The following is a 4,834-nucleotide window of genomic DNA, read 5'->3' as shown; positions in this document are numbered from 1 at the left end:
AAGAGGTTCCGGCGCGCTCACGCGGCCGCGTCGCGGGCGTCGTCGCGCTCGTCTTGGCCCAGGTTTGCGCGCGGGGGCAGCAGCAGGGCGACGATCGCGTCCGGCGACGCCGTCGGATCGATCAGCAGGATCCGTCCGGCCGCGACGCTGGCTCCGGTGGCGACGGCGACCAGGCACTTCGGGCAGGGGCCGAGGCACCCGGTCTCGACCACCCGCAGCTTCGCCCCGGAGCCGCCCTGCTTCAGGCCGGCCTTCACCCGGTCGCGGATCGCGCGCTTGGACAAGCCCTGGCGCTTGGCGCATTTGGTGCAGACGGCGACGACCTCCGAAAACTTCGCCTTCGCGGTGCGGACGGTTGGGGGCGGCGTGCGGTCGGCGGGGTCCGGTTTCATCGCCTATCGGGTAGGACGAGGCGGCGCGGCGCGCAACCGCGCGGATTCGCCCAAGCCCGCCCAGGGCACGGCAGGCCCGACGCCTTAAAAAGGGCCGAAAAGAACGGGATTGCGGCATCGTTCCGATCGTGGGCGAGCGGCTTCCCCGAAGGCTCGGAAAAGCTGCCCGACACAGCACGGCCGAACGGACAAAGCGCAGGAAACCGGAACGGATGAGCGTCGACGAGGTCAGGCAAGGCGATCGACTCCGCGGCCTGCTGCAGGTCGCGCAGCGCTCGGTGACCGAGCTTCGCCGCGGCGCGGAGACGATCGAGCCGGTCCGCGCCCCGGAGCGGCGCTCCCTGGTGCAGCGCACCCGCGAGAGCCTCGCCTGGACGCGCCTGCCCGGCCTGCGCCCGGCCGACGCCGAGCCGAAGAGCTACGTCGCCCGGCTGGTGCAGCGATTCAGCCTGTTCGTCCTGCTGCCGACGGCGGTGGTCGCGTTCTACCTGTTCGCGATCGCGTCGGACCAGTACATCGCCGAGGCGCAGTTCGCCGTGCGCGGCAACGTCGAGCCGATGGAGAACGTCTCGCTCGGCGAGTACACCAGCCTGATTCAGAAGCACAACAGCCAGGACAGCTACATCGTCCGGGACTTCATCAACAGCCAAGCCATGGTCGACGCCGTCGAGAAGAGCCTCGGCGTGTCGCGGATGTTCTCGCGCAAGGAAGCCGACTTCTGGGCGCGATACCGTGCGCCGCAGCCGATCGAGGAGCTGACCAAGTACTGGCAGGAGCACGTCCTCGCGCGGATCGACGCGATCTCGGGCGTGATCCAGCTGTCGGTGCGCGCCTTCACGCCGGAGGACGCCCTGGCGATCGCCAAGGACGTGATCGCGCGCTCCGAGGTGCTGATCAACGAGATCTCGCGGCGGGCGCAGGCCGACATGGTCAAGCAGGCCGAGGTCGATTCGGTCGCGTCCGAGGAGCGGCTGCGCAAGGCGACCCTCGACATCCAGCGCTACCGCAACCACTGGGGCATCATCGATCCGATCAAGTCGGCGGAGAGCACGCTGACGACGATGATGACCCTGCGCAAGGACAAGCTGAAGGCCGAGAACGACCTCCAGGTGCTGCGTGGGTCGAACCTCGACGAGAAGTCGCGCTCGATCCAGGTGCTCGCCGCCACGGTGGCCGCGATCGACAGCCAGATGAAAGGGCTGCAGGACCAGCTCACCACCGACGGCGGCTCCGCGGGCGGCGCGACCATGACCAACGCGCTGCTCGAATACGAGGGCCTGATGGTCGAGCGCACCATCGCCGAGAAGCTCAACGAGATGGCGAACACGATCCTCGACAAGGCCCGCGTCTCGGCCGGCAAGCAGCACATCTTCCTCACCGCCTTCGTGCCGCCGATGATCCCGACGGATTCGCTCTATCCGAAGCGCTGGCACCAGCTCGCGGTGCTGTTCTTCTGCTTCGTCGTTCTGTGGAGCTCGGTGTCGCTCATCGTCGGCGGGATCAGGGACCAGCGGATCTGAGCGGGCGCCCCGCTCGACCGACTCACCCGACCTCGCCTTCAACGGACCCGATCTCACGCGCATGGCGGACTTCTCCGATCTCGTCGCCCAGGCGATCAAGCCCTCCATGAACCGGGCCGAGCGCGAGGCGGTCTACGGCGTGGTGCGGCAGGCGGTGCTGCGGCTGCGGCAGCGCGAGGACATGAGCCCGGACGATCCGCGGCTCGCGATCCAGCAGCACCTCATCGAGGAGACGATCCGCGACGTCGAGGCCGACATCGCGCGCTTCGAGGCGATGCGGAAGCTCGACGCGGCGCTCGCGGCGCAGACGCGTGCGCACAACGACGGCGGTTCCGGACGCCGCTGAGGCGGCGCGGCCCGGATCGCCCGTTGACCGGGACCTTGGCCCCCTGTTTGCTGGGGAGACGAGCCGGCCGCGACGACCGGAGCCGAAGGCCTCGCGATCCATGGCGCTGCACCACTTCTCCAACGACTTTCCGCCCGCTGGCGACACCTCCGGCCAGGAGGCCGATGCCGCGCATCGATCCACCGGCAGCCTGCCGGAGATCGACGCCTTCGCCGACGAGATGGCGGCGTGGCGGCACGACCTGCACGCCCATCCCGAGCTGCTCTACGACGTGACGCGCACCGCCGCCTTCGTGGCGGGCAAGCTCGAAGCCTTCGGCTGCGACGAGGTCGTCACCGGCATCGGCCGGACCGGCGTGGTCGGGGTGGTCCGCGGGCGGGGAACGGGAAACGGCGCGAACCGCATCCGCACCCTGGGCCTGCGGGCCGACATGGACGCCCTGCCGATCCAGGAGGTGCGCGACCTTCCCTACCGCTCGACCGTGCCGGGCAAGATGCACGCCTGCGGCCATGACGGGCACACCGCGATGCTGCTCGGCGCCGCCAAGTACCTCGCCGCCACCCGCGCCTTCGACGGCACGGCGGTGCTGATCTTCCAGCCGGCGGAGGAGGGCGGCGGCGGCGGCGAGGCGATGGTCGAGGACGGCCTGATGGAGCGCTTCGGCATCGATGCGGTCTACGGCATGCACAACATCCCCGGTCTCGCGCTCGGGCGGTTCGCCATCCGCCCCGGCCCGATCATGGCCTCGACCGACCGCTTCACCCTGACGATCGAGGGGCGCGGCGGCCACGCAGCCCTCCCGCAGAACGCGATCGACAGCGTGCTGGTGGCGAGCCACGTGGTGATCGCGCTGCAATCGATCGTCTCGCGCAACATCGACCCGCTGCAATCGGCGGTGGTCTCGGTCTGCGCGCTCGAGGCGGGCGAGGCCTTCAACGTCCTGCCGCAGACGGTGACGATGCGCGGCACCATGCGTGCGCTCTCCACCGAGGTGCGCGCGGCGACGAAGGCGCGGATCGTGGCCATCGTCGAGCAGGTCTCGGCCGGCTTCGGCGCCGTCGGCGGCGTCGACTTCGGATCGAGCTATCCGGTGACGGAGAACCACCCCGCGGAGGCCGCCTTCATGGCCGACGTCGCCGCGGGCCTCGTCGGGGAGGCTCGGGTCGACCGCGCCGTGGCGCCGATGATGGCGGCGGAAGACTTCTCCTACATGCTCGGCCGCCGCCCCGGCGCCTACCTGTTCCTCGGCAACGGCGACAGCGCTGCGCTCCACCACCCGCGTTACGACTTCTGCGATGCCGCCGCCCCGCTCGGGGCCTCGCTCTGGGCGCAGCTGATCGAGACAGGGTTGCCGCTGGCGGGATGAGGGCGTTCAGGTCTTCTCCGCCGCCAGGACGGACGCCACGATCGCGTTGGCGTGCCCGTGACTCAAGCCGTGATCGCTCTTCAGCATCGCGACCAGATCCATGTGCTTGGCCGGAAGCTCATCGCGAACGATCTGCTGCCACGCGCTCACCGGGCGCCCGTATTTTTTCTCGATGGATGGGAAGTACGACGCCGGCCCTTTCATCGGTTCAGTGGGCATGGCGGGGCCTCCTCCGGGTCCCGTCGCCCGGCGGCGCAGGATCTCTGATCGTCATCGGTGCCGGGCGTCCGACGGGACGATGCCGGCCGCGCGTCGCCTGGGTTCGGCCCAAGCCCGCCGTCACGCCGGATAGCGCTCCTTCAGCAGCGCGTAGACCAGCCGCGCGGACTGCACCTCACCGCCTTCCGGGCGGCCGGACTTGGTCGATGGGTTCCAGCCGTAGAGGTCGACGTGCACGTGGCGCTTCGTGTTCGGGGCGAAGCGGCGCAAGAAAAGGGCGGCGGTGATCGCCCCGGCGAAGGGGCCGCCCGAGACGTTGTTGAGGTCGGCGACCTTCGAGGCGAGGAGGCTCGCATAGGGCGCGTGCAGCGGCAGGCGCCAGACCGGGTCGATCGCGGTGCGGCCGGCCGCCTCGAACGCGGCGGCGAGCGCGTCGTCCTCGGTGAAGTAGGCCGGCAGGTCGGGACCGAGCGCCGTGCGGGCGGCGCCGGTGAGCGTCGCGAAGTCGATCAACAGGTCGGGCGCCTCGGCGTCGGCCAGCGCCAGCGCGTCGGCGAGGATCAGGCGGCCTTCCGCGTCGGTGTTGCCGATTTCGACGGTGAGCCCTGCGCGGCTGCGGATCACGTCGCCGGGGCGGAAGGCCTCGCCGGAGATCGCGTTCTCCACCGCCGGGATGAGCAGGCGCAACCGCAGGCGCAAGCCGGCACCCATCGCCATGTCGGCGGCGGCCAGCGCCGCGGCCGCGCCGCCCATGTCCTTCTTCATCAGCAGCATGCCGGCCGACGGCTTGATGTCGAGGCCGCCGGTGTCGAAGGCGACGCCCTTGCCGACGAGGGTCACGCGCGGTGCGTCTTCCGGCCCCCAGCTCAGGTCGATGAGCCGGGGCTGGCGGGTCGAGGCGGCGCCGACCGCGTGGACCAGCGGGAAGTCGCGTTCGAGCTCGGCGCCGGCGATCACGGCCACCGTAGCGCCATGGCGCCCGGCCAACGCC

6 protein-coding genes are annotated in these 4,834 nt (G+C 70.6%); 3 read left to right on the top strand and 3 right to left on the bottom strand.

Annotated features, from left to right (window positions below):
* Nucleotides 1-17: 17 nt before the first annotated feature.
* A complete protein-coding gene (locus tag FV222_RS17605; protein WP_187277368.1) occupies nt 18-392 on the bottom strand; it encodes a (2Fe-2S) ferredoxin domain-containing protein in 375 nt (124 codons plus the stop codon).
* Between the two features lie 212 nt (nt 393-604).
* On the opposite strand from FV222_RS17605, the gene FV222_RS17600 reads away from it, so the two are divergent.
* The 3 genes from FV222_RS17600 (at nt 605) to FV222_RS17590 (ending at nt 3,624) form a co-directional block, all read left to right on the top strand.
* Nucleotides 605-1,912, top strand: coding sequence for a capsule biosynthesis protein (locus FV222_RS17600; protein WP_147750164.1), 1,308 nt, complete (start codon nt 605-607; stop codon nt 1,910-1,912).
* A 61-nt stretch (nt 1,913-1,973) separates the two neighbouring features.
* Complete coding sequence (locus FV222_RS17595) at nt 1,974-2,258, top strand: hypothetical protein (RefSeq protein WP_147750165.1); 285 nt, start codon at nt 1,974-1,976, stop codon at nt 2,256-2,258.
* Nucleotides 2,259-2,448: 190 nt separating this feature from the next.
* Nucleotides 2,449-3,624, top strand: coding sequence for a M20 aminoacylase family protein (locus FV222_RS17590; protein WP_187277369.1), 1,176 nt, complete (start codon nt 2,449-2,451; stop codon nt 3,622-3,624).
* Nucleotides 3,625-3,630: 6 nt separating this feature from the next.
* Here the strand turns inward: FV222_RS17590 and FV222_RS17585 are convergent, their stop codons facing one another.
* A complete protein-coding gene (locus FV222_RS17585) occupies nt 3,631-3,843 on the bottom strand; it encodes a DUF4287 domain-containing protein (RefSeq protein ID WP_147815286.1) in 213 nt (70 codons plus the stop codon).
* 120 nt (nt 3,844-3,963) lie between these two features.
* Nucleotides 3,964-4,834: leucyl aminopeptidase family protein (locus FV222_RS17580; protein WP_147815285.1), on the bottom strand; the 871-nt coding region annotated here is incomplete at its 5' end.

The sequence above is a fragment of the Methylobacterium sp. WL103 genome (assembly GCF_008039885.1).
In the GTDB taxonomy this organism is placed as follows: domain Bacteria; phylum Pseudomonadota; class Alphaproteobacteria; order Rhizobiales; family Beijerinckiaceae; genus Methylobacterium; species Methylobacterium cerastii.
The sequence above is the reverse complement of the archived record's forward strand: the minus strand, read 5'-3'. Positions and strand labels throughout refer to the sequence as shown.